General features: G+C 38.5%; 23 protein-coding genes and 1 other annotated feature. Of the genes, 4 read left to right on the top strand and 19 right to left on the bottom strand.

The annotated features are described in order from the left end of the window. Positions 1-21: 21 nt before the first annotated feature. Positions 22-239 (bottom strand) — a binding site (T-box leader). Between the two features lie 40 nt (positions 240-279). From gltX to DDE80_RS01640, 10 genes are all read right to left on the bottom strand, one after another. After that, positions 280-1,740, bottom strand: coding sequence for a glutamate--tRNA ligase (gene gltX, locus DDE80_RS01685; RefSeq protein WP_108305961.1), 1,461 nt, complete (start codon positions 1,738-1,740; stop codon positions 280-282). A 68-nt stretch (positions 1,741-1,808) separates the two neighbouring features. After that, entirely contained in the window at positions 1,809-2,285 is a 477-nt protein-coding gene (ispF, locus tag DDE80_RS01680; RefSeq protein ID WP_108305960.1) for a 2-C-methyl-D-erythritol 2,4-cyclodiphosphate synthase, read from the bottom strand. Next, entirely contained in the window at positions 2,278-2,979 is a 702-nt protein-coding gene (ispD, locus tag DDE80_RS01675) for a 2-C-methyl-D-erythritol 4-phosphate cytidylyltransferase (protein WP_108305959.1), read from the bottom strand. Before ispD ends, ispF begins: the two co-directional genes overlap by 8 nt. An 11-nt stretch (positions 2,980-2,990) precedes the next feature. Next, a complete protein-coding gene (locus DDE80_RS01670) occupies positions 2,991-4,067 on the bottom strand; it encodes a PIN/TRAM domain-containing protein (RefSeq protein ID WP_108305958.1) in 1,077 nt (358 codons plus the stop codon). A 119-nt stretch (positions 4,068-4,186) separates the two neighbouring features. Next, positions 4,187-5,563, bottom strand: coding sequence for a DNA repair protein RadA (gene radA / locus DDE80_RS01665; RefSeq protein ID WP_108305957.1), 1,377 nt, complete (start codon positions 5,561-5,563; stop codon positions 4,187-4,189). Between the two features lie 177 nt (positions 5,564-5,740). Continuing rightward, on the bottom strand, positions 5,741-8,185 hold the full coding sequence (locus DDE80_RS01660) for an ATP-dependent Clp protease ATP-binding subunit (protein WP_108305956.1): 2,445 nt from the start codon (positions 8,183-8,185) through the stop codon (positions 5,741-5,743). Between the two features lie 14 nt (positions 8,186-8,199). Beyond that, complete coding sequence (locus DDE80_RS01655) at positions 8,200-9,252, bottom strand: protein arginine kinase (protein WP_235612253.1); 1,053 nt, start codon at positions 9,250-9,252, stop codon at positions 8,200-8,202. Next, on the bottom strand, positions 9,239-9,784 hold the full coding sequence (locus DDE80_RS01650; protein ID WP_108305955.1) for a UvrB/UvrC motif-containing protein: 546 nt from the start codon (positions 9,782-9,784) through the stop codon (positions 9,239-9,241). The genes DDE80_RS01655 and DDE80_RS01650 overlap by 14 nt, the downstream gene beginning before the upstream one ends. Beyond that, the gene (locus DDE80_RS01645; protein WP_108305954.1) at positions 9,759-10,238 is read right to left on the bottom strand and encodes a CtsR family transcriptional regulator; all 480 of its coding nucleotides are present in this window, start codon (positions 10,236-10,238) and stop codon (positions 9,759-9,761) included. Before DDE80_RS01645 ends, DDE80_RS01650 begins: the two co-directional genes overlap by 26 nt. A 139-nt stretch (positions 10,239-10,377) precedes the next feature. After that, positions 10,378-10,683: a DUF4870 domain-containing protein gene (locus DDE80_RS01640; protein WP_108305953.1), complete on the bottom strand. Its 306-nt coding sequence runs from the start codon at positions 10,681-10,683 to the stop codon at positions 10,378-10,380. 83 nt (positions 10,684-10,766) lie between these two features. On the opposite strand from DDE80_RS01640, the gene DDE80_RS01635 reads away from it, so the two are divergent. Beyond that, complete coding sequence (locus tag DDE80_RS01635; protein WP_108305952.1) at positions 10,767-11,447, top strand: class I SAM-dependent methyltransferase; 681 nt, start codon at positions 10,767-10,769, stop codon at positions 11,445-11,447. A gap of 14 nt (positions 11,448-11,461) precedes the next feature. Beyond that, the gene (gene corA / locus DDE80_RS01630; RefSeq protein ID WP_108305951.1) at positions 11,462-12,424 is read left to right on the top strand and encodes a magnesium/cobalt transporter CorA; all 963 of its coding nucleotides are present in this window, start codon (positions 11,462-11,464) and stop codon (positions 12,422-12,424) included. A gap of 47 nt (positions 12,425-12,471) precedes the next feature. On the opposite strand, the gene DDE80_RS01625 is transcribed toward corA, so the two are convergent. Next, positions 12,472-12,714 carry a hypothetical protein gene (locus tag DDE80_RS01625; protein ID WP_108305950.1) on the bottom strand — a complete coding sequence of 81 codons (243 nt, stop codon included), beginning with the start codon at positions 12,712-12,714 and terminating at the stop codon, positions 12,472-12,474. Positions 12,715-13,018: 304 nt separating this feature from the next. Between DDE80_RS01625 and DDE80_RS01620 the strand changes: the two genes are divergently transcribed. Next, positions 13,019-14,326: a globin-coupled sensor protein gene (locus tag DDE80_RS01620; protein WP_108305949.1), complete on the top strand. Its 1,308-nt coding sequence runs from the start codon at positions 13,019-13,021 to the stop codon at positions 14,324-14,326. Between the two features lie 94 nt (positions 14,327-14,420). On the opposite strand, the gene DDE80_RS01615 is transcribed toward DDE80_RS01620, so the two are convergent. Together DDE80_RS01615 and DDE80_RS01610 are read right to left on the bottom strand one after the other, a co-directional pair. Beyond that, the gene (locus DDE80_RS01615; RefSeq protein WP_108305948.1) at positions 14,421-14,903 is read right to left on the bottom strand and encodes an acyl-CoA thioesterase; all 483 of its coding nucleotides are present in this window, start codon (positions 14,901-14,903) and stop codon (positions 14,421-14,423) included. A 140-nt stretch (positions 14,904-15,043) separates the two neighbouring features. Further along, positions 15,044-15,922 carry a hypothetical protein gene (locus tag DDE80_RS01610; RefSeq protein ID WP_108305947.1) on the bottom strand — a complete coding sequence of 293 codons (879 nt, stop codon included), beginning with the start codon at positions 15,920-15,922 and terminating at the stop codon, positions 15,044-15,046. A gap of 74 nt (positions 15,923-15,996) precedes the next feature. Between DDE80_RS01610 and rluF the strand changes: the two genes are divergently transcribed. Continuing rightward, on the top strand, positions 15,997-16,701 hold the full coding sequence (gene rluF, locus DDE80_RS01605; RefSeq protein WP_108305946.1) for a 23S rRNA pseudouridine(2604) synthase RluF: 705 nt from the start codon (positions 15,997-15,999) through the stop codon (positions 16,699-16,701). 43 nt (positions 16,702-16,744) lie between these two features. On the opposite strand, the gene DDE80_RS01600 is transcribed toward rluF, so the two are convergent. From DDE80_RS01600 to DDE80_RS01575, 6 genes are all read right to left on the bottom strand, one after another. Next, the gene (locus tag DDE80_RS01600) at positions 16,745-17,248 is read right to left on the bottom strand and encodes a GNAT family N-acetyltransferase (protein ID WP_235612252.1); all 504 of its coding nucleotides are present in this window, start codon (positions 17,246-17,248) and stop codon (positions 16,745-16,747) included. 66 nt (positions 17,249-17,314) lie between these two features. Further along, positions 17,315-18,022: an ABC transporter ATP-binding protein gene (locus DDE80_RS01595; protein WP_108305944.1), complete on the bottom strand. Its 708-nt coding sequence runs from the start codon at positions 18,020-18,022 to the stop codon at positions 17,315-17,317. Further along, positions 18,022-18,801, bottom strand: a complete 780-nt coding sequence (locus DDE80_RS01590) for an ABC transporter ATP-binding protein (RefSeq protein ID WP_108305943.1) — start codon at positions 18,799-18,801, stop codon at positions 18,022-18,024. The genes DDE80_RS01595 and DDE80_RS01590 overlap by 1 nt, the downstream gene beginning before the upstream one ends. Continuing rightward, positions 18,791-19,735 (bottom strand): branched-chain amino acid ABC transporter permease, encoded by a 945-nt coding sequence (locus DDE80_RS01585; protein ID WP_108305942.1) that lies wholly within the window; start codon positions 19,733-19,735, stop codon positions 18,791-18,793. Before DDE80_RS01585 ends, DDE80_RS01590 begins: the two co-directional genes overlap by 11 nt. 12 nt (positions 19,736-19,747) lie before the next feature. Beyond that, positions 19,748-20,623, bottom strand: coding sequence for a branched-chain amino acid ABC transporter permease (locus DDE80_RS01580; protein ID WP_108305941.1), 876 nt, complete (start codon positions 20,621-20,623; stop codon positions 19,748-19,750). A 75-nt stretch (positions 20,624-20,698) separates the two neighbouring features. Beyond that, positions 20,699-21,916, bottom strand: a complete 1,218-nt coding sequence (locus DDE80_RS01575; protein ID WP_108305940.1) for an ABC transporter substrate-binding protein — start codon at positions 21,914-21,916, stop codon at positions 20,699-20,701. Positions 21,917-22,051: the final 135 nt, after the last annotated feature.

Genomic DNA, 22,051 nt, shown 5'->3' with positions numbered 1-22,051 from the left:
GCCTCTATCACCATAATAGGTGACAGAGACGTTTAATGACGTGGTTCCACTCTGATTTGAAGAATAACTCTTCATCTTTAAGCGCTAGTAACGGTAGCGAACCGATTTAATCTACTGTAGTTCAATTAAATTGCTCAAAGGTGCATTTCAGCTGTGCCTAGGCTCAGACCACTTTCAGCCAGTGATGGTCCTCTCTTTTAGAGCTTGCAACGCTTACTTCTCCTCGTCAACGCATAGTATTGTAGTTCATTTTACAATGAACGCTACGAAAGTCAATTATTATTGCGCATATTTTGCTACGCGAGCAACTGCTTTATCTTTACCTAATAAAGCAATTGAATTTGGTAGCTCAGGACCATGCGTTTGACCTGTTGTAACAACACGAATTGGCATAAATAGGTTTTTACCTTTATGTCCTGTTTCTTTTTGTACTGCTTTAATTGCCGCCTTAATTGCTTCTGGTGTGAACGCTTCTAGTTGCTCTAATTGTACTTTAAATGCTGCCATTACTTCAGGAACTTGCTCGCCAGCTAGCACTTCTGTTGCCGCTTCATCATAATGAATTTCGTCTGTGAAGAACAGCTCTGTTAATTCAACGATTTCTGCACCAAAGCTCATTTGCTCGTGATACAGCGCGATAACCTCTTTAGCCCAAGCTTGTTGCTCTGCTGTTAATGTTTCTGGTAAACGACCTGCTTTTTGTAAGTGTGGTAATGCTAGCTCCACTACTTCATCTAGCGACAACTTTTTAATGTATTGGTTATTCATCCAAGTTAGTTTTTGTTTATCAAACATCGACGGTGATTTAGAAAGACGCTTTTCATCAAACAGCTTAATTAGCTCTTCTTTAGAGAAAATTTCTTCCTCACCCTCTGGTGACCAACCTAGTAAAGCAAAGAAGTTAAACATCGCTTCTGGTAAATAACCTAAATCTTTATATTGCGTAACAAATTGAATAATTGATTCATCACGTTTTGATAATTTTTTACGGTCTTCATTAACGATTAATGTCATATGGCCGAAGCGTGGATGCTCCCAACCGAATGCATCAAAAATCATCATTTGCTTTGGTGTATTTGATAAATGCTCTTCACCACGGAAAATATGTGTCATTTCCATAAAGTGGTCATCTAATACTACAGCAAAGTTATACGTTGGAATGCCATTCGCTTTGACGATAACCCAATCACCGATATCTTTCGATTCAAACGTCACATGACCACGTACTAAATCATCAATTTCATAAGTTACATTTTCAGGAACACGCATGCGGATTGTATAAGCTTCACCCGCGGCTTCTTTTGCTGCTACTTCTTCAGCTGATAAATTACGGCAAGTACCATCATATGTTGGCGCTGCAATGCCATTTGCTTTTTGCTCTTCACGAGATTGTTCAAGCTGTTCTGATGAGCAGAAACATTTATATGCTAAGCCTTCATCTAATAATTGTTGCGCGTATTTTGTATAAATATCTAAACGTTCTGTTTGACGATAAGGTGCATAAGGTCCACCAATATCAACTGACTCATCATAATCGATACCTAACCAACGTAAGTTATCTAGCTGTGATGCTTCGCCACCTTCAACATTACGTCCGATGTCAGTATCCTCGATACGTACAATAAATTTACCGTTGTGGTGTCTTGCATATAAATAGTTGAATAATGCTGTACGAGCGCCACCAATGTGTAAAAAACCTGTTGGGCTTGGCGCATAGCGTACGCGTACTTCGTTCGTCATGAATAATAGCCTCCTAATTATCGTTCAAGCTATGCTTGAATGTATGTGTTCCATTTTAACATACTGTGTTATGCCTTGATTAATAAAATCGTTGCCATTGTTGCAATACCTTCTTCTCGGCCTACGAATCCACGCTTTTCTGTCGTTGTAGCCTTAACATTTACCTGCGAAGGATCTGCATGCAATAACTCTGCAATACGCTGACGCATCGGCTCAATATACGGCGCCATTTTAGGTCGCTGTGCCATAATTGTACAATCAATATTGCCTAATTTATAACCTCGTTCTTCTACCATCTTCCAAATATACTCGAGTAACTTAGCGGAATCCGCATCTTTAAATTCAGGATCTGTATCAGGGAAATGGCGTCCAATGTCTCCCTCGCCAATCGCACCTAAAGCAGCGTCTGTCACCGTATGTAATAACACGTCGGCATCAGAGTGACCAATTAAACCTTTTTCATGTGGCACAGTAATACCACCAATAATTAAAGGGCGTCCTTCTGCAAACTCGTGAACATCAAAGCCTTGACCAATTCTAAACATTCATTTGTCCTCCTTGTTGGCGATGCTGTAAAATTGCTTCGCCAAAAACTAAATCTTCTTGTGTTGTCATTTTAACATTTTCATACGTGCTTTCCACCATATGAACGGTATGTCCTAAACGCTCGACTAGCATAGCCTCATCTGTACCTAAAAAGCCAATTTTTTCGGCGACATCTTCCGCTTGTGCTAATAAATCAAATCGAAACGCTTGAGGTGTTTGAACCATCCATAAGCTATCTCGGTCTATCGTTTCTTGCACTCGACCATCCACTACTTTTTTCATCGTATCTTTTGCGCGCACGCCCGCTACCGCCGCCCCATTAACAAATGCTGTTTTAGCGAGCTCTTTAATAATCGGATGCGTAATAAATGGACGAGCGGCATCATGTACAAGCACGATGCTGACATCATTCATCGCTTTAATACAAGCATGTACAGAATGCTGTCTTTCTGCACCTCCATCAGGCATACCACTCACCTTAGTAATACCATATTTTTTTAATAATTCACGGATATATATGCGTTCACTAGGCTTTACAGCTAGCCAAATACCTGTGCAATTTATATCTTGTTCGAACACTTCTAAAGTGTGTATTAAAATAGGCTTGCCCATAAGTTGCAAAAATAATTTATTTTGCCCAGCACCCATGCGCTTACCGCTACCAGCAGCAGGTAATACTACTTCATATTGCATTTTTTCACTTCCTACTCTTCAGCTGGCTTCGCAAAAATCATGCGACCAGCAGATGTTTGTAAAACACTCGTTACTGTTACCATAATGGCTTGGCCAATAAATGCTCGACCTTCCTCAACTACAATCATTGTGCCATCGTCTAAATAAGCTACACCTTGGTTATGCTCCTTACCGTCTTTAATGACGACGACTTGCATATTTTCCCCTGGAATAACAACGGGTTTTACTGCATTTGCTAAGTCATTAATATTTAATACATCGACTTGATGTAAGTCACAAACTTTATTTAAGTTAAAATCATTTGTTACAACTTGAGCATGATGTTTTTTAGCGTAGCGTACTAGCTTTAAATCTACTTCAGCTACATCTTCAAAGTCTTCATCGGTAATGACTACCTTTGATGTTTTATCATCTTGTAGCCGCTTTAAAATGTCTAAACCTCTACGCCCTCTCGTACGCTTTAACGTATCGGATGAGTCTGCAATGTGTTGCAACTCAGTTAGTACAAATTGAGGAACTACAAGTGCCCCTTCTAAAAAACCTGTCTCGGCAATGTCGGCAATACGGCCATCAATAATGACACTCGTATCTAATACTTTCTGTCGTCCGGGACTAACTTCATTATCTGCTACAGCTTTCTTTTGTGCATTTTGGCTTTTGAGTGCAAAAATTTGTAAAATTTCATCACGCTTCGTAGAACCTACTCTAAATCCTAAGTAGCCTAACATAATGCTAAGCAAAATAGGTACAACTTGTTGAACAAGTAACACTGGTATACTCTCTACTGCAAAGCTAAATAAAAAGGCTACGACAAGGCCTACTATTAACCCTAATGTACCGAATAATAAATCAGCAATAGGTACTTTTATCAAAATATCCTCTAACAAGCTAATTAATTTTACAAAGTAATCGGAAAAAGCAAAGGATAAAATAAACAACATTAACGCACCGAGCAACACTGAAACATAAGGGTTATTGAGCCATGGGTTTGTAGATAAATTCATAAGTTTGTATAATTCCGGTAAAAAGACAAACCCAAGAGCGCCACCCAACAATAAAAAAGCAATTTGAATCGTTCTTTTCAACATGGGTATACCACCTCCTATATAGTTGTATTATACATTTTTTACTGTCACTTAGCTGTTCATATGCTAGCAACTTGCAAAGAAAAAACACTACTTCCGGCTAGAAGTAGTGTTAGCCCATATTAAGCGTTAGGAAAAGTTAGTCTTAGCGCCTCTTGAATGGTATCTACGCCTATGACTTCAATACCTGTAGGGTAGTCCCACCCGCCTAAATTCGACTTCGGCACAATAGCTCGTGTAAAACCAAGTTTAGCTGCTTCTTGCACACGTTGTTCAATGCGCGCTACGCGGCGAACTTCACCCGTTAAGCCTACTTCACCACAAAAACAATCGCCTTGTTTTACTACTTGATCTTTATAACTAGAGACGATACTTACTAATACCGCCAAATCAATCGCAGGTTCATCTAACTTTACACCGCCCGCAACTTTGATATAAGCATCTTGTGATTGCAACATAAAGCCCATTCGCTTTTCAAGAACAGCCATTAATAGTTGCACACGGTTTTGATCAAGTCCAGTAGCCATACGTTTTGGATAGTTAAAACTCGTTGGCGTAACTAGGGACTGAATTTCTACTAGAATGGGGCGTGTGCCCTCCATCGATGCTACGATACTCGAACCAGCCGCTCCTTGTGAGCGCTCTTGTAAAAACATTTCTGAAGGGTTAAGCACTTCATTTAATCCATTTTGTAGCATCTCAAAAATCGCAATCTCATTTGTTGAGCCAAAGCGGTTTTTTTGGCTTCGTAAAATGCGGTACGTATGATGGCGCTCTCCCTCAAAATAAAGCACAGTATCTACCATATGCTCCAGTAAACGCGGCCCAGCAATTTGCCCTTCCTTTGTGACATGCCCTACGAGAAAGATAGCAATGTTTTGCGTTTTAGCGATACGCATCAGCTCAGCTGTACACTCTCGCACCTGTGATACACTACCTGGCGCACTCGTCACCTCAGGGTGATGCACCGTTTGAATAGAATCGACAATAACAAACTTGGGCTTTACTTGTTCAATTGTTTGATGCAAAAATTCTAAGTTCGTTTCGGCATAAATGTAGAGCTCTTTAGATGTTACACCTAAACGCTCTGCACGTAGCTTTGTTTGACGAATAGACTCCTCACCTGAAATATACAGCACGCGGTGGTTAGCGTTTGATAAAATCGCAGATACTTGTAGGAGCAATGTAGACTTACCGATACCTGGGTCACCACCGATTAAAATCAAAGACCCCGGTACGATGCCACCGCCAAGTACACGATTAAATTCATTCATTGTAGTAGGTACGCGCGCCTCTTCTACAGTCTCTACATCTACGATAGGTGTAGCTTTTGTAGTAACTGTTGCTGAGTGTTGGAAAGCACCACGCGGCCCTTTCGTTACTACCTCAATTTCCTCAACCATCGTGTTCCATGCCCCGCAACCTGGGCAGCGCCCCATCCATTTTGCCGACTCGTAACCACAGTCATTACATGCAAATTTTGTTTTTTTCTTTGCCATAGTAAACTCCTTTTTTATTTCAGTATAGCAGAACGTACATTCTAAACAAAAAAGTGTTAGGCTGTCGATAAATAACAACCTAACACTTTTTTATCTTTGCTAAATTATTAGCCATTTAAACGCAAAAAGTTATCAATTTGTATAGCGTTTCCGTACTAAATTTGAAAAATCGACGCTTTATGCTTTAGGCTGCGTAGTTTTTACTGTAAAGTCACCATCGACATAATCAAATACTACTTGCTCGCCCTTATTTAATGTTCCTTTTAATAGCTCTTCGGATAGACGATCTTCCACATGCTTTTGCAACGCGCGGCGTAATGGTCGCGCACCATATTCAGGATCATATCCTTCTTCTGCAATTTTTTCTAATGCTGCGTCCGTTAGCGCTAAATCAATATCTTGTTCTGCAAGGCGTTTTGTTAACGATTTTGCCATTAAGCGAATGATTTCTTTTAAATGTTCTTTTTCTAACGAATGGAACACAATCATTTCGTCAATACGATTTAAGAACTCTGGGCGGAATGCTTTTTTCAATTCTTCTAACATTACGCCTTTCATATCTTTATGCTCTTGTTCTGCACTTTCATTGACATTAAAGCCTACATTTTTACGATATTTTAATGCATCCGCACCGACGTTTGATGTCATAATAACTACCGTATTGCGGAAGTCCACAACGCGTCCTTTAGAATCTGTTAAACGACCGTCATCTAATACCTGTAACAAAATATTGAACACGTCAGGATGGGCTTTTTCAATTTCATCTAACAAGACGACTGAGTACGGTTTACGACGCACTTTTTCTGTGAGCTGACCGCCCTCTTCAAAACCAACGTAACCTGGAGGAGAGCCTACTAAACGAGAAGTCGAATGTTTTTCCATATACTCAGACATGTCTACACGAATCATAGCATCCTCATCGCCAAACATTACTTCAGCTAATGCGCGTGCAAGCTCCGTTTTACCAACCCCTGTTGGCCCTAAGAAAATGAATGAACCAATTGGACGTTTTGGATCTTTAAGCCCTGCACGTGCACGACGAATTGCGCGAGAAATAGCTTCTACCGCTTCGCCTTGGCCTACTACACGCTTGTGTAGTTCTTCTTCAAGATTAAGTAGTTTTGCCGACTCTTCTTCTGCAATTTTAGCTACCGGAATACCTGTCCACATTGCTACAACTTGTGCAATATCGTTAACTGTTACTTCTAATTCAGCTTTATCTTGCTCTTCTTTCCATTTGTCTTTCATTTCTTGCACTTCAAGTGTAATTTGTTTTTCTCGGTCACGGTATTTAGCCGCTTTTTCAAATTCTTGACCTTGTACAGCTGCATTTTTTTCAGCGCGTACTTTATCTAATTCCTCTTCTAAATCTTTAAGGTTAGGTGGCAAGACATAAGAACGTAAGCGCACTTTAGAGCCAGCTTCATCAATTAAGTCAATCGCTTTATCAGGTAGGAAGCGGTCTGAAATATAACGATCACTCATTTGTGCGGCTGCTTCTACTGCTTCATCTGTAATCTTCACACAGTGATGTGCCTCATAGCGGTCACGTAGCCCGTAAATAATTTGAATCGCTTCTTCTACTGAAGGCTCATCGACTTGAATAGGTTGGAATCGACGCTCAAGCGCCGCATCTTTTTCGATATATTTACGGTACTCATCAAGTGTTGTTGCACCAATACATTGTAGCTCTCCGCGCGCTAAGGATGGCTTTAAGATGTTAGAGGCATCAATTGCACCCTCTGCACCGCCTGCTCCAATTAATGTATGCAATTCGTCAATAAATAAAATAACATTGCCAGCTTGTCGAATTTCTTCCATTACTTTTTTAAGGCGGTCCTCAAACTCACCACGGTATTTAGTACCTGCTACAACTGTACCCATATCTAATGTCATCACACGTTTGTGACGTAAAATTTCAGGTACTTCATTATTAACAATTTGTTGTGCTAACCCTTCAGCAATTGCGGTTTTACCAACACCTGGCTCGCCAATTAATACAGGGTTGTTTTTAGTACGGCGAGATAATACTTCAATGACACGTGTAATTTCTTTACTACGTCCAATAACAGGGTCAAGTGTACCTTCTCTAGCGATTTGTGTTAAATCGCGTGCTAAGCCATCTAATGTTGGTGTATTGGCTTGCTGATTCATCGTTTGACCATTTGGTGTTTGTTGACCATGCTCGCTATTTCCTAATAACAGCAATACTTGCTGACGTGTTTTATTTAAACCTACACCTACATTATTTAATACGCGAGCTGCAACGCCTTCTTCCTCACGAATAAGGCCGAGTAAAATATGCTCAGTTCCAATATAATTATGATTTAACTTACGCGCTTCATCTGCCGCTAGCTCTAAAACACGTTTTGCACGTGGTGTATGATGTACGACAGCATCTACCTCTTCTGTACCGCGTCCAACGAGTTGCTCAATGCCACGCTCAATCATTTCAGGTGTAACGTTTGCAGCAGCTAACGCTTTGGCCGCAATGCCTTCTCCTTCTCTTACAAGACCTAAGAGTAAATGCTCTGTACCAATTTTTGATGCTTTCCAACGCTTTGCTTCATCTTGTGCTAAATTTAGCACTTTATTTGCACGCTCTGTAAATCGATTAAACATATGATTTCCTCCTCTTAAACGTTAGTTAATAAATCTCTAATAAGTTTCGCTCGCGCAATATCGCGCTCTTGCGTTTGCAATGTTTCATTTTTATAGTATTGTAAAAAACCTGGTTGCATGCAGCTGATACAATCATTCACCGCTTTTATTGGCACATCTTGAATAATGCCTAAGTCAATGCCTAACCGTACGCTTGATAAGCTTTTAGCAGCCTCTTCACTCGTCATCACACGTGCATAACGCAGTGTGCCGAGTGCACGTTGTATTTGATCTTCAAGTAAAACAGCTGATTGTTGCATAAGTGCTTTACGCGCTCGTAACTCATACTCTATAATCTGCTCTACTTGTTGTTGTAAGTCCGTTAAAATTTGTTGTTCAGATTTCCCTAATGTTTCTTGGTTAGAGATTTGATAAATATTACCTAAACTCGTACTACCTTCTCCGTATATACCCCGCACTACCATTCCTAAGCGTAGCATAGCTTGAATAATTACATTGATACGATTCGTCATCGTAAGTGCCGGTAAATGTAACATCACAGAAGCGCGCAACCCTGTACCTAGATTTGTAGGACAACTTGTTAAATAACCGTATTGCTGGTGATACATATAGTTATGCTCTTGTTCAATTTTGCGATCTAGCGCAAATGCTCGCTCGTACGTTTCTTTTAGCTGTAAACCTGGAGCTAAACATTGAATACGTAAGTGATCTTCCTCATTGACCATCACACTCGTTTTCTCATCCGCTGATACGATTAACGCGCCTTGTTGTTGTTGTAAAAATTGTGGGCTAATTAAATGTTTTTCTACTAAAACTTGGCGTGCTAACAAAGGGATATCTGCTAACGAAAAATAGGTGAGTGATGAATCAAAATCCAGCAGTGTATGTGCAATCGCATTTTCTACCTCCATTTCCTCACCTTCTGTCAAATAAGGCGGGAAACGATAGCCATCTAGGTTACGAGCTAAACGAATACGGGTACTCATCGCTACACTATTAGGTGTAGCATCTGCTAGTGCGATATCACAATCACGCATCTGCTGCAAAAAATCATCAATATTCGCCATCAGTCTCGCCCCCTTTTAAACGCGTTTCTAACTCACGAATATTATCGCGCAATGTTGCAGCCTCCTCGAAAGCTTCTTGTGTTATCGCAAGTTGCATTTGATCGCGTAATTCTGTAATTTGTTTCTTTATTGTTTTTTTATTTTCTACCGCTGTTGGCATAGCACCAACATGTTGTAAGTCTGCTTGAATAGGTTGTAAAATTTTTGGCATTTGATCAATAAAAGTGTCATAACACTTCGCACAACCAAAACGCCCGGTCTTTCTAAAGTGCGCATACGTATAGCCACAGCCTGTACAACGCAGCTGTTCTTTTCTCACATTTTTAGGAGCTTGCCAGTTGGCTAATAATTGTTGTATCGAAATCGGTTCTTTTGGTAACTCATTAGTAAAAGGATAAAAATTAGGTGCACATTTTTCACAGTAATGATGAACCTCTTGTTCACCATTTGTATTTTTAGAAACTGTAATGACAGCTTGTCGCTGTTCGCAACGCTCGCATAACACATTACTCACCTTCTTTTCTTTGTTCATACTTCAACGTCACTAAAACTGCACTCAATATACGAGCACGTAATTGGTCTCGTAATGGCAGAGGTACATTTAATGTCGCTCGCATAGTAGCAGCTATAATCATTTTAGCTTCTCTTTTTGTAATAACTTCCTCATCTAATAAACGATAAACATAATCCTCCGCCATCGTTTGCGTCGTTTCTTCCGCGATTTGAGTAATCATCGCCTCAATTAGCTCTTTTTGTGAGTGGGGCTGCACACGTAAAATTCGAATATACCCACCGCCACCGCGCTTACTCTCTACTAAATAGCCACGCTCTTCGGTAAAACGCGTGTTAATAACATAGTTTATTTGTGAAGGAACACAATTAAATTTTAAGGCAATTTCACTACGCTTAATTTCTGCTAACCCTTGCTCATTCATTTCTATAATTTGTTTTAAGTAGCTCTCGATAATATCTGATATATTTCGCACGTCGACCACCTCTCTTACAATTATCACTGACTTTGACTATCTTTGACTTTATTATAAAAAAAGTGACTGCGTATTGCAAAAAAAAACCCTCACAAAAAGAGCAACCGTACATTTATACGATTGCTCTTAGTTCACTGTATTATACAAGGCGCCCAACGATAGGGTAATTCCAAGACTTTCCTTGTAATGCACGGATAATACCGATAATTGGCGCACAAAAATAAATTAAACCGAAAACGATTAAAAATGGTAACCCTATAATTACGAATGTAAAAGCCCATGAAATACCTAGTAAAATCGCTAGTACAATTTGAAAGAGTACGGCTTGAACAGATAAACGGCGAACTTCCTCATCAGGCGCGATAAAAAACATAATGACAGGGACTAAAAATGGCGCATAGTAAAAACTTGAATGTACAATTATTTTAGAAAGTTTATTATCCAAAATCCCTCATCCTTCCTGTAAATCCTTTATACTATTTATACGTACACATTTACAAAAAGTTTCAAACATAAGGGGGATATCTGATGGAATTCACAAAAGATTTAAGCGCTGAGTACGAGCGTGGGATTCGACGCACCTTGCCAAGTTATGATGCTATGTTACGCTTATCTCAAGCTTTTTTAAGTCTCACACTAGATGATCAAGCACATATTTTAGTCGCGGGTGTAGGGAGCGGAAATGAGCTCTTACACTTTGCACAAGCTAATTCGCACTGGCAGTTTACGGCGCTCGACCCGTCGCAAGCTATGCTGGCGATTACTTCAGAAAAACTAAAAAATGACCAATTACAACCTCGTGTAACATTAGTAGAAGGCACGGTATTACAAGCACCGCTTACAGCAACGTTTGAAGCAGCTACCTGTTTACTCGTCCTTCACTTTATTAAAGAGCGTGCAGAACAACTCGCTACATTACAAAAAATAGCCGAACATCTGCAGCCAGGTGCACCATTTATTATCGTTTGTAAATGCGGAGAGCTTGGCAATCCAGAAACGGAACAACAGTTTGACTTATGGCGTGCTTATTGGCTACAAAATACGAAGCTAACGCCTGAACAAGTAGAAACGATGGAGCAACAAATTCGAACGCTTGGCTTTTTGACTGAAGCTGATATGCGCTCAATGTTACAAACAGCTGGCTTCGAAAAAATAACACGTTTCTTTTCTACCACACTTTTTTGTGGTTGGACATGCTTTAAAAAATAAGGAGATGATGATCCTTGCTTCACATTATTGCTCGCAATAAAGAGCAAAAATTAGTTGAGAATTTATCACTAGAAGAAGTAGCAAGTGGTGATTTTGAGTGGTTTTGGGTAGACTTTGATCAACCTACAATTGAAGAAGAACAACTTTTAAATAGCTTTTTTCACTTTCATCCATTAGCTATTGAAGACTGTCTCATGCGCCTACAAAGACCAAAAATGGACTACTATGATGAATATTATTTTTTTGTCACGCATCGTATCAATAAAGATACATTGGACCCTGAAGAAATCAACTTATTCATTTCTGATAATTTTGTTGTAACGTTTCACAAGGAACATGTACCTGAAATTGAAATTGTACGTCATCGCCTAGCAACTAAACCCAAAAAATGGGATAGCACTTCTTATTTTGTACTTTATCAAACGATTGATAAAATTGTCGATAGCTATTTCCCTTTAGTGTATAAAATTGAAGACCAATTAAATCGGTTAGAAGATGAAATGACATATCATAATAGCGTTAAAACTATGCAGTTTGTTTTTGATTTCCGAAGTGATTTACTGCATTTACGCCGTATTATTTTACCGATGCGCGACTTACTTTACCGTATACTCGGCTCTTACCGCTTCCCTTTGAAAAAAAGTGAACGAGCTTACTTTGCTGACATTCATGACCATCTTATAAAATTAACGGAGATGGTAGAGTCCAACCGCGAGCTCACAGCTGATATGCGCGATAGCTATATGGCTATGAACTCCAATCGCATGAACGGTATTATGATGACATTAACAATCGTTTCTACAATTTTTATTCCTTTAACGTTTATTGCAGGGATTTATGGTATGAACTTCGAAAATATGCCTGAGTTAGCCGGTAAATATAATTACTTTATCGTCCTAGGCGTCATGTTTATTATCGGTGTTGGCATGTTAGCCATTTTCCAAGCTAAAGGCTGGTTTAAACTTTTTAAACCATAAGTTTAGATAAAAAAACTAGACCGCTCATCCAAGGAACGGTCTAGTTATTATTTTTTCTTTTTTAAAAAGTTAATCTCTGTACGGTCTGGCCAATAATCGTCTCGATTATCTTCGCTAGCTTGTGGAAATAAGAAGTACGAAATAATACCAGCTACAATAGTAGCGCCAATAATAATCCATGTACGCTCTTGTGACTCTACAAGTGGATGAAACTCCCCTAGCATGTAAAATGCTGTTGCTGCCACAATAACCATCATAGGAATGACAAATTTAAATCGTTTCCACTGCATGATTTGTGCCTCCCTTACTATTTCTCTTACTCATATACTAGCATACGTTTCATTTATTTTTCATTAAGGACTTAACAATTGTGTGCCAAATACTGTTTTTTGCGCACTACTCGTTGCTTTATACTATAATTAATCTAATAAGTATAGCATAGGTCATAGATTTTTTAATCATGTATTGCTATTATTACTAATAACTGCTTCTCTTATAACTTACTTTTTGTATTTTACGACTGAATTCTTGTCATAACTACTTATTTCTATTCATTTCATCCAACTATAATTTTCATTTAAAGGGAGTCATTATATGCGCTGGTTTACTAAAGATACAACACCACAAACAGTTTTATTACCATCTGATTATTTATCACAAGTACATATTGACCTTTCTCGTTACCCTTCTATTCAAAAACAGCTACACTTATTAGAGCTAACGAAAGAAGATTTAGCGATTTTAAAGCAGTTACAACCTCAAATACAACAAGCGATTCCTGTAATGGTAGATCGATTTTATGAAGGTGTGAGTGCGAATAGCGAACTCGCTTCTATCATCAATACATACTCACAAATCGAGCGCCTTAAAATTACATTGCATCGTCATATTAGTGGGATTTTTGAAGGCAGTATTGACGACGCTTACATTAAAGATCGTCAGCGCATCGCCTCAACTCATGTACGCATCGGTCTGCAATCTAAGTGGTATCTCGGTTCTTTTCAATCATTAATCACTACATTTATTAATCTACTAACGTCTATGAATTTATCACATGAAGATGCTAAAAAAGCAATTGCTGCTTTTACTAAAATTATTAACTTAGAGCAACAGCTAGTTATCGAAGCCTATGAAGATGTGGAAAAGCAAGCACGGGATCGCATACAGCATACAAAGCAAGGCATCGTAAATACCATTCAAAGTACGGCTCAAGAACTCAATGCTATTAGTGAGGAAACGACTGCTTCCCTTCACGAAATTTCTGCAGAGACAGACGCAATTGCTAAGGCAACTGAACAAGGTCTAGCTTTAGTTGCAGAAACTGAGCATAAAGCAAAACACGGTCAAGTTGAGTTACATGAACAAAACGAATTAATGCATATTATTTTAACGAGTGTCAATGAATTAGATGTCACAATGAATAAACTACGTGAATCATCTAATAAAATTTCTGAAATTGTTAACTTAGTAACGAATATTGCAGATCAAACTAACCTACTTGCTTTAAATGCGTCGATTGAAGCGGCACGTGCAGGAGAGCACGGTAAAGGTTTCGCTGTCGTAGCTGATGAGGTACGTAAGCTAGCTGAAGAAACAAAAAAAGCTGTTCAAAATGTTTCACACCTCATTAATGATACAGAAATGAATATTACATCTATGGCCACATCTGTAACAAATGTGGATGCTCAAATTCATCAAAGTGTAGATACACAGTCACGCCTATCAGAATCTTTCGGTGCTATTACTACTGCCGTTTCAGGTATTCAAGATCAATATTTAAGTACTTCTCAAGACATTACTAAAATTTCGCGCTTAATTACTGATATGTCACAAGCTGCTAGCTTAGTCGCTACTTCATCTGACGCGCTCATTGAAGTAGTTAGCCAATTAAGCGAAGATTGACAAATCCCCCTAAAAGCTTTAAGTTACCACTTGCTTCTAGGGGGATTTTTATACTAAAAAAGCTGCACCCTCTTATGGTTGCAGCTCAAGGTTATTACTTATGCGTAATCATACGCTTCTTCTTACGATGGTCACGGCGCGCTGGCCCTGTATTAAATAGACGTTGCTCAACTTCTGTTTCGGGATAAACACTCGGTACCTCCCTCGGATGACCTTCACTATCAACAGCTACCATTGTTACAAAAGACTCTGTAGTTAGTTGTTCTTCTCCTGTCATTAAATTGCGTGAAACAACGCGCACATAAACTTCCATTGATGTACGTCCCGTCGAAGCTACAATACCTTCTAGTTCTATAATATCACCTTCGCGAGCAGGTGATAAAAAATCTACAGAGTCAATTGAAGCTGTAACTACTTCACCTTGCGCATGCTTCATCGAAGTAATCGCCGCAATTTCATCAATATACGCTAAGACTTTGCCACCAAAAATAGTTTTATGATGATTCGTATCAGGCGGTAAAATCAAATGACTCTGAATCGTTCTTGAATGCCCCATAGGCACTTTATTTGTGTGCATAGCATAACACCCCTTTGCAAAATATGCTTATGTCAATCTTACCTATAAGACTATAGATAAATCAACACTATTTTATTATTTCAAAATAGTTGTCATTTAAGTAGCATAGTTATACTTATAAAGTGTTCCACATGAAACATTTAATGCATAGTATAAGCTAACAACACTTGATAGACATAAATATACGTAGTAACCTTTTCGTATTGTTGAGGTGTTAATCGATTTCTCTTACTGCTATATACCGCATGCACCGTATTTTGAAAAGAATTTAATAAAGTAATCGGTTTATACACTAAGAACGGTTGTCGCGCCTGTAAATCGTTATAGTTTAACATAATATTTATAAAGTTTTTATGTGTAATATCAGCCATTGTAAGAATGCTACTTAACACATACATCGTTTTTCGATTAGAAAAGCCAAACGCTAGCAACATGTCTTTTTTTCTAAGAAGTCGTTGCATAAAATGATGTTGAAAAGAATCAAATTGTAAAGCTAAACCGAAAGCAACGATAATAAGTTCATTGCTCATCGCATAATCATAGCGCTGTAAATACATGATATATTGTTTCACCGTGGCAACACAGGCTTTTACATTCTTCTTATCTCTTGTTAATAATACGGCGAAAATAAAAATATCTAACTGACCGCTAGCTTTTGATTTATGTGGCACTGCTTTATAACATCTATAAGCTCGTAATATATGCGCCCTATTTAAAATATAACCCGCAGCTAACGCACGAACATTAGGGGGTAAATTGGTCAACTCCCCTAGCATTATGTAGTAATCTTTTATCATTAAATATCTAATCTCAGGATATGGGTCAGCCATAATAACCGGCTGTACATAGCTGAGTATTTGGCTATCATGGTCATCTTGCTTAATTCGTAAATGAACGAGAGGCTGAAATTCGATTTTTTCTAATATATATTTCATAGCCATCGCCATCGCTACACTAGGATGAGCGACGCGACTATTTTTCAAGTCATAATATCTACGAATTAACAATTTTGTTTGCATTGTACCACTCCTTGTTCACGTTACTTTAGTTTCGTGTATACTAGAGACAAACTATAACTAGATAGGTGATTATTTTGCGTATTAATAAATTTTTAAGTGAAACAGGTGTAACATCACGCCGTGGCGCAGATAAATGGATTGAAGACAAGCGCATTACGATTAATGGTGAGCATGCTACTCTTGGTAGCCAAGTAAACGATGGTGATGAAGTACGCGTAGACGGTAAAATTGTAAAGCGTCAAACAGAACTCGTTTACCTCGTACTTAATAAACCTGTAGGCATTACTAGTACAACCGAACAACACATTAAAGGTAATGTGGTAGACTTTGTTAACCATCCGCTACGCATCTTTCATATTGGACGCTTGGACAAAGATTCTGAAGGGCTGCTATTGTTAACAAATGACGGTGACATCGTCAATAAAATTTTGCGTGCTGAAAATCATCACGAAAAAGAATATATTGTGCAAGTTGATAAGCCTATTACTGATGATTTCATTAAAAAGATGAGCGCAGGCGTGGATATTTTAGATACGACGACACTGCCTTGTCGAGTCGAAAAAATCTCAAGAAATGTTTTTCGTATTATTTTAGAACAAGGGTTAAACCGTCAAATCCGCCGCATGTGTTCTACACTAGGCTATAATGTGCAACGCCTTCAACGAATTCGTATTATGAATATTAAAATCGGCAATTTAAAAGTAGGGCAGTGGCGTGATTTAACAGACCATGAACGAACTACATTGTTTGAGCTACTGAACTACACACCTAAAAATTAAGTAAAAAAAATCATCATCTCTTTAGAAATGATGATTTTTTTCATTAAGATGAATACTCTGTTCGTAAGACGCTCATAATAATCTCATCATGATAGACGCCATCTAAACAAATCGCATCACGTAGTACTCCCTCTTTAACAAATCCTACCTTTTCGTATACTGCAATTGCTCGTGGATTATGATTATACACTTCTAATTGTACACGATGTAAATCTAATTCTTCAAATGCAATACGTAGCGCTTCTCTTACAGCAGCACTACCGTAACCTTTACCAAATTTCGTTCGATCATGTAACGCTATTCTAAAACCTACTGAATGGTTCTCTGTATCGATATCCATTAAGGTGAAATCTCCTATCACTTCGTCGCCTAAACAAATCGCATAATCTTTACGTGTATTATCTACGCTAATACGATCGTAATATGCTTCAATCTGAGCCAAAGTAAACGTTGACTTTGTACCTGTTAAATAACGTATTTCCTCATCTTCTGTTGCACGTAGATAGCTTTTCATATGTGCTTTTTGAAGCGGTTTTATTTGTATCATTACCATCACCTCAACGTAATTGTACAGAAAAATGGGACAATGGACAAAGTCTTATTCCACCTTATATTATAAGCCGCCTAAATAAGCTGCCTTTACTTCTTCACTTTCCTGCAATGCTTTAGCTGTACCCGATAATACGATTTTGCCTGTTTCAAGTACATAAGCACGGTTAGCGATTGACAGTGCCATATTCGCATTTTGTTCTACGAGTAAAATGGTCGTCCCCTCTTGATTAATCGTTTCAATGATACTGAAAATATTTTTCACCATCAATGGCGCTAATCCCATAGAAGGTTCGTCTAGTAATAATAATTTTGGCTTGGCCATAATAGCTCTTCCCATCGCGAGCATCTGTTGCTCACCACCGGATAAAGTACCAGACTGTTGTTTACGTCGCTCATAAAGCCTTGGGAATAACTCATAAACATGTTGCAAATCTTTAGCGATTCCATCGCGGTCTTTACGTAAATAAGCACCTAAATCTAAGTTTTCTTCAACTGACATATTAGCAAATACACGTCGACCTTCTGGCACATGAGAAATACCTGCCTTCACGATCGATTGAGCGGGCTTGCCTGCAATGGACTCTCCTAAATACTCAATCCCTCCACGCTTTGGCTTTAATAACCCTGATAGCGTTTGAAGGAGCGTACTTTTACCTGCTCCATTGGCACCGATTAACGTAACTATTTCACCTTCATTTACTTCTAAGGAAAGTCCCTTTAATGCTTGGATATTCCCGTAGTATACATCAATGTCATTTACAATTAGCATTAATCAACGACCTCCTCACCTAAATACGCTTCAATTACTTTAGGATTATTACGAATTTCTAGCGGCGTACCTTCTGCAATAAGTTGCCCATGATCGAGCACATAAATACGTTCGCAAATTCCCATGACTAAGTTCATATCATGCTCAATTAATAAAATCGTCAAACCAAATTCCTTACGAATAAAAGCGATGAGCTCCATTAAATCTTGTGTTTCTTGCGGATTCATACCAGCTGCGGGTTCATCTAATAAAAGTAACTTAGGTTTTGCGGCTAGCGCACGTGCAATTTCTAAACGTCGTTGCATTCCATAAGGTAAATTTTTGGCCAATTCATCTTTATATTTATCAAGCCCAAAAATCTTTAGAAAAGCTAATGATTCTTGTTCCATCTTTGCCTCGCCTGAAAAATGTGTCGGCAAGCGAAAAATGGAAGATAAAATGGTATGCTTCGCTAACGAATGATTGGCTACCTTTACATTATCTAATACCGATAAATCTTTAAATAAACGAATGTTTTGGAAAGTACGGCTTATACCGCTGCGGGTTACTTGGTAAGGTTGCTTACCATTCAATAAATTTCCATCAAAAGTAATATTGCCTTCTGTCGGTTTATATACACCTGTTAACATATTAAAGCTTGTCGTTTTTCCCGCACCATTTGGTCCAATTAACCCAACAAGCTCTCCTTGTTGTAACACCATATTTACACCTTGTACGGCTTTTAATCCCCCGAAAGTAATCCCCATGTTTTCCACTTGTAATAATGTATTACTCGTCATGCGTCATACCTCCTTTTTTCTTTGACTTGAAGAGATCTGTAATTTCCTTTGTGCCCATTAATCCTGTAGGACGATATAGCATTACTAAAATTAATACAAGGCTATAAATAATCATACGCGTCTCTGGGAAGTTAGCTAAGTATGCCGAAACGAACGTTAATAAAATAGCTGAAATAACAGATCCTGATAAACTACCGAGACCACCAAGGACAACAAAGATTAAAATATCAAATGATTTTAAAAACCCGAAAGATGCTGGCTGAATAATATACGTATTATGAGCAAAGATAGCTCCTGCTACACCAGCAAAGAAAGCACCAATGGCAAAAGCTGCTACTTTATAATAAGTCGTGTTAATGCCCATTGCATCTGAAGCAATTTCGTCTTCGCGAATCGAAATACACGCACGTCCATGGCGTGACTTGGTGAAATTTGAAATAACGATTACTGTAATAAGCGCTGTAAAGAAAGCGTATGTCCAAGTTGTCATATGGCTTACTTGCATACCCGCTGCCCCACCAACATAATCGATATTTAAAATTACAATACGAATAATTTCTGCAAATCCGAGTGTAGCAATTGCTAAATAATCACCCTTTAAACGTAATGTAGGAATACCTACTAATAGACCTGCTAGCATCGCCACAATCGCGCCTGCTAAAATTGCGACAATAAATGGCATGCCAAGTTTCATCGTAACAATAGCCGATACATAAGCACCGACAGCTAAAAAGCCTGCGTGACCAATTGAAAACTGTCCCGTAATCCCAATGACAAGATGTAAACTGACTGCTAGCATTAAATTGATACACATCGTAATCAACATATTTTGATAGTACAAGTCAATGACGTTCATCGAAATTAGCGCTTGTCCTACACCATAGATGACTAATGCTAACACGAGATAACCCCAAAAGATTTTTGATTTTTTCATCGTTTTCGTCACCTACACTTTCTCGCGAGCATTTTTACCGAAGATGCCCTCTGGTTTGAATACTAAAATTAATATTAAAATAATAAAGGCTGCTGCATCTCGCCATAAAGAGAAACCTAATGCGCTTACGACAGTTTCTACTACACCTAATAACATGCCGCCTACCATCGCGCCTGGAATAATACCAATACCACCTAATACTGCAGCAATAAAAGCTTTAAGCCCTGGAATAACACCCATAAACGGGTCAATTTTCGTATAATATAAACCGAAAATTACACCTGCAGCACCTGCTAATGATGAACCAATTGCAAAAGTAGCTGAAATAGTATTATCTACGTTAATACCCATTAATCTCGCTGCGTCTGCATCATGTGATACCGCACGCATCGCCTTACCAATCTTTGTTTTTTGTACAATAAACTGTAGTAATATCATTAAACCAATTGACACTGATAAAATTAAAATAGAATGTGTACCAATTTGTGCACCTAAAATCGTAATTGTTTTATTTTCAATCGTTTTTGGATAAGACTCCAACTGCGCTCCTCTGAAAAACACGACTGTGTATTCGATAAGTAAAGACACACCGATTGCTGTAATTAAAGCGGCAATACGTGTTGAGTTACGCAAACGTTTATAAGCAACTCGCTCAATAATTACACCAAAAACTGCACATAGCATCATTGCTAGAAGCAGTGCTGCAAAAAAGTTCATTTCCCATTTCGCAATCGCATAAAATCCGATAAAGGCGCCTACCATGAACACATCACCGTGGGCAAAGTTAATTAATTTAATAATCCCGTAAACCATCGTATAGCCTAATGCAATTAAGGCATAAATACTACCTATTGAAATCCCGTTGATTAACTGTTGTATCCATTCCATATTATTCACTCCCTTATACTTGCTACAACCGAAAAAAGAGGGCGAAGTTGCTCGCCCCCATACATACCCATTTGTTTACGGATTAACTTTAGAGTTGAATTTCTGTTTACCGTCTACGAATTCGAGAACTGTTGCTGTTTTAACTGGGTTGTGGTTTTCGTCAACTGAGAAAGTACCTGTTACTAATGTAAGATCTTTTGTTTCTTCTAAAGCTTTTTTAATTGCTTCGCCATCAGTAGAACCTGCACGCTCAATTGCATCTTTTAAGAAGTACACGCTATCATAGCCTAATGCGTTAAATGCGTCTGGTGATTTATCGCTATACTCTTTTTTAAATGCTGTTACAAAGTCTTGGATTTTTTTGTCTGGGTCTTCCGCTGAATAGTGGTTCGTAATATACGTTTTATTTAACGCATCTGCGCCCGCTAGTTCTACAAGTTTAGGTGAATCCCAGCCGTCTGCACCCATTAATGGTACGTCGATACCAAGTTCGCGTGCTTGTTTAACAATTAAACCTACCTCTTCGTAATAGCCCGGAATAAAGATAAAGTCAGGCTTAGCTGCTTTAATACGTGTTAACGTCGTTTTAAAGTCAGTATCTTTAGCAACATACGCTTCTTCCGCTACTACTTTACCGCCCTTTTCAGCGATTGTTTCTTTAAATGAAGCAGCTAAACCTTTAGCGTAGTCAGATGCATTATCTGCAAAGATTGCTACATTTTTTGAGTCTAACTCATCCACAGCAAAGTTAGCTGCTACTGTACCTTGGAATGGGTCAATGAAACATGTGCGGAATGCATAGTCATTTAAAGAGCCATCCTCATTAATTGTCACATTTGGGGCAGTCGCTGCTGCACCGATTGTAGGGATTTTTTGTTCGTTAGCAATTTGTACAGTTGCGATCGTATTACCTGAAGTAGCTGGTGAAAGCATAGCTACTACTTTTTCTTGCGTAGCTAATTTCATCGCTTGCGCTACAGACTCTGCGTTTTCTGATTTATTGTCTAGCTTAACGAGTTCAATTTTTTTACCATCAATACCGCCCGCATCGTTAATTTCTTTAACTGCCAGTTCGGCACCTTGTCCAATAGATGAGCCGTAAGATGCCACTGGGCCTGATAATTCTAAGTTAGCGCCAATTTTAATCGTATCTCCACCAGAGCTCTTACCGCTATCTCCACCAGTTGCTGTATCGCCTTCATTTTTAGCACCACAGCCAGCTAACGCGCCCATTACTAAAGATGAAGCTAATACTAAAGATCCTACTTTTTTAAATTTGTTTGTCTCTGTCATAATTAATCCCCCTCAAAGATGTTTTCGTAAAAGTGTGATATTTCTGACAATTATATACGTAGTACAAGAAATACACAATACTATTATCTATATTTTCAGAATATAATGAATATAGATATTTTTCTGTTTGTTTTC

Source organism: Metalysinibacillus jejuensis (assembly GCF_003057615.1).
GTDB lineage: Bacteria > Bacillota > Bacilli > Bacillales_A > Planococcaceae > Metalysinibacillus > Metalysinibacillus jejuensis.
This window is presented reverse-complemented; position numbering and strand designations above follow the sequence as displayed.

What these genes read in the sequence shown, in the direction of transcription:
- DDE80_RS01575 (WP_108305940.1), bottom strand. Translation starts at nt 21,916, where the DNA reads ATGACAGAGACAAACAAATTTAAAAAAGTAGGATCTTTAGTATTAGCT.
- DDE80_RS01600 (WP_235612252.1), bottom strand. Translation starts at nt 17,248, where the DNA reads ATGATACAAATAAAACCGCTTCAAAAAGCACATATGAAAAGCTATCTA.
- radA (WP_108305957.1), bottom strand. Translation starts at nt 5,563, where the DNA reads ATGGCAAAGAAAAAAACAAAATTTGCATGTAATGACTGTGGTTACGAG.
- DDE80_RS01580 (WP_108305941.1), bottom strand. Translation starts at nt 20,623, where the DNA reads ATGGAATGGATACAACAGTTAATCAACGGGATTTCAATAGGTAGTATT.
- DDE80_RS01595 (WP_108305944.1), bottom strand. Translation starts at nt 18,022, where the DNA reads ATGCTAATTGTAAATGACATTGATGTATACTACGGGAATATCCAAGCA.
- ispD (WP_108305959.1), bottom strand. Translation starts at nt 2,979, where the DNA reads ATGCAATATGAAGTAGTATTACCTGCTGCTGGTAGCGGTAAGCGCATG.
- DDE80_RS01650 (WP_108305955.1), bottom strand. Translation starts at nt 9,784, where the DNA reads ATGAACAAAGAAAAGAAGGTGAGTAATGTGTTATGCGAGCGTTGCGAA.
- ispF (WP_108305960.1), bottom strand. Translation starts at nt 2,285, where the DNA reads ATGTTTAGAATTGGTCAAGGCTTTGATGTTCACGAGTTTGCAGAAGGA.
- DDE80_RS01635 (WP_108305952.1), top strand. Translation starts at nt 10,767, where the DNA reads ATGGAATTCACAAAAGATTTAAGCGCTGAGTACGAGCGTGGGATTCGA.
- DDE80_RS01625 (WP_108305950.1), bottom strand. Translation starts at nt 12,714, where the DNA reads ATGCAGTGGAAACGATTTAAATTTGTCATTCCTATGATGGTTATTGTG.
- DDE80_RS01660 (WP_108305956.1), bottom strand. Translation starts at nt 8,185, where the DNA reads ATGTTTAATCGATTTACAGAGCGTGCAAATAAAGTGCTAAATTTAGCA.
- gltX (WP_108305961.1), bottom strand. Translation starts at nt 1,740, where the DNA reads ATGACGAACGAAGTACGCGTACGCTATGCGCCAAGCCCAACAGGTTTT.
- DDE80_RS01620 (WP_108305949.1), top strand. Translation starts at nt 13,019, where the DNA reads ATGCGCTGGTTTACTAAAGATACAACACCACAAACAGTTTTATTACCA.
- DDE80_RS01655 (WP_235612253.1), bottom strand. Translation starts at nt 9,252, where the DNA reads ATGGCGAATATTGATGATTTTTTGCAGCAGATGCGTGATTGTGATATC.
- DDE80_RS01585 (WP_108305942.1), bottom strand. Translation starts at nt 19,735, where the DNA reads ATGAAAAAATCAAAAATCTTTTGGGGTTATCTCGTGTTAGCATTAGTC.
- DDE80_RS01590 (WP_108305943.1), bottom strand. Translation starts at nt 18,801, where the DNA reads ATGACGAGTAATACATTATTACAAGTGGAAAACATGGGGATTACTTTC.
- DDE80_RS01615 (WP_108305948.1), bottom strand. Translation starts at nt 14,903, where the DNA reads ATGCACACAAATAAAGTGCCTATGGGGCATTCAAGAACGATTCAGAGT.
- DDE80_RS01670 (WP_108305958.1), bottom strand. Translation starts at nt 4,067, where the DNA reads ATGTTGAAAAGAACGATTCAAATTGCTTTTTTATTGTTGGGTGGCGCT.
- DDE80_RS01610 (WP_108305947.1), bottom strand. Translation starts at nt 15,922, where the DNA reads ATGCAAACAAAATTGTTAATTCGTAGATATTATGACTTGAAAAATAGT.